Origin of the sequence: Corynebacterium sp. (assembly GCF_012837295.1) — a bacterium.
Taxonomy (GTDB): Bacteria; Actinomycetota; Actinomycetes; order Mycobacteriales; family Mycobacteriaceae; genus Corynebacterium.
Genome location: NZ_DURI01000209.1, coordinates 1 through 2,095, shown reverse-complemented (window position 1 = coordinate 2,095; position 2,095 = coordinate 1). Strand labels below are relative to the sequence as shown.

Here is a 2,095-nt window from a genome sequence, read left to right as displayed (position 1 = left end):
GTGGCGATCCTCGGACAGCACCTTTCCCCGCTCAGCTGGGCGGGTCTCGTGGTCGTCGTCGCCGCCGCCGGGATGGCTCTGCGGGAGTCCGCGGTCGCCGCGTGACGACGGGTGACCCACCTCGGGGTCGCCCGATTCGCAGGCCCCGGACACGATACTACGATTGGGCTCATGAACAGGGAAAACACGGGCGGCAGCCCCTTCTCCGGACCGCCGCCCGGCAATGGCGCCGAGAGTTGGGCTCTTCCGCCGAATGAGCAGGCGCCGGGGCCGAACCAGTGGGGCCCGCCGCAGATGCCGGTCAACCCGTCCCCCGGATTTCCCGGCCCCGCGGCCACCCGGCCGCCGTTCGATAGTCGGCACATGATGGGCACACCCAACCCGGGATCGGGCATGGCCCGCGCGCTCGCGCCGAAGGCCGCCCCCGGTCCGTCGGCCCCCGTGTACGCGAAGTGGCCGGAGGATGGCCCGGCACGACCCGCCGTAGGTTCGCCGTCGCTCGCCGGCTGGCTGTGGTTGGCGGCGGGCGTCGTGATGGCACTGTCACTGATCGGCGGAGTGGTCGAGGCATTCACCAAGTTCCGCCCCGATTCGGACGGAGTGGCCGCGAGCGTGTACTCCATCGGTTATCCCACCACGTGGTACGTGATCGAAGTACCGTCGATGCTCCTGTTCGCGCTGGCCATCCCGGGGCTGATGGTGTGGCTGTCGCTGAGGTACCGCAAGGGATCGCCATCCGCATGGTCGTGGTTGACGGTGCTCACGGGCGTCGTCCTCGCCGTGATGTTCCTGTCGTTCCGTTTCCTCATGGACTACGGCGCCGAGAGCACGAGCCGGTTCATGACCATCGGCCTCATCGGCCTTTTCATCGCCACCGCACTGTCGTGCACGGCGCTCGGATTCAGCCTCACCCCGACGGCACGCGCCCACACTTTCCATGGCACCAGGGCAGCCGGGGCACCTGCGGCGGTCATCATGATCGGAGCCGCCTGGTTCTTCGCGACCGGGCTGTACGCCTCCGGGGAATCGGCGCTGACCATGTACGGCTACGTCGTCCCGACGCCCTTCCGCGCGTTCGGCGGCACGAACATCCCCGCCGAAACCACCGTCGCCGTCTTCTTGAGCGTCGGCATTTACGTGTTCGTCTCCCTGGTGATGTTGGGCGTCGTCCGCGCATTCGTCCAGGGCTCCGGCGCCGCCCGGTCCTTCCTCGCCGTGTACGCGGGCATCCTCGTGGCCAACGTCTTCTTCAACGCGCTGATCATGCCCATCGTCATCAACATGGCCGGTACGGGCCAGGTCATCAAGGGTGACGGCGCCGCCACCCTGTTCGGCATCGCCATCGCGGTGGGCGCGGTGATCGCGTCGTTCATTCCCCCGGCCGGTGATGCATTCGCGGCCCAGAAGGGCAGGTCCGATTTCACCGTCGTCGACGGGCACCGCCATTCCCGGATTGCGGCCCTGCTGTGGGGAGCGTCGGCGCATTTCACGTTCATGGCCTTCATCCCCTTCCTGGCGGTCTTCGTGCAGGGAATCGTGCAGATCTACAAGATGTACGATTACGGCGCCGAGCCGTCCGAGGAATCGCTGATTTTCATCTTCGTGGTCTTCTTCCTCGGCGTCTGCGGCACGTGGTTGGCCATGGCGATGGCATGGCGCGCTTTCCGCCTGTTCACCGGGAATGAGTCGGCGAAGAAGCCCCTGCAGCTCATGACGTGGTTCGTCTTCGTCATGGGTGCCGCCATTTCCTTCATTCTGCCGGTGGAGGTCCGCATGGATCTGGGTCTCACCGTCGCCGTCGGGGTGAACTGGTTCCAGGCGTTCCTCGCCGCCGGTTTCGCGCTTACGGCCCTGATCGTCGTCAAGGCGGCGGTCCCTCCGACGCCGAAGAAGACCGGTCCCGCAGGCGCTCCGCCCGTGGGCATTCCGCGGTAAAACGATGCTTGACGACGCCCGCCTCCCAGGCAAGCCGTCGTCAAGCAACTCAAACCCGCATACCCTGGGGCCATGAGCCGCCATGACGACGACCTTCACGACGACTCCGCCGCCGGTGCCGCGGGCATCGAGGTGCCCGAGCTGATCGCCGAACTGGCGC

Annotated in this window: 1 protein-coding gene; it reads left to right on the top strand. The window is 67.0% G+C overall.

Annotation, left to right across the window (positions count from 1 at the left end):
• Window positions 1-363 precede the first annotated feature (363 nt).
• The gene (locus tag GX015_RS06925; RefSeq protein WP_291343856.1) at window positions 364-1,935 is read left to right on the top strand and encodes a hypothetical protein; all 1,572 of its coding nucleotides are present in this window, start codon (window positions 364-366) and stop codon (window positions 1,933-1,935) included.
• The last annotated feature ends 160 nt before the right edge of the window (window positions 1,936-2,095 follow it).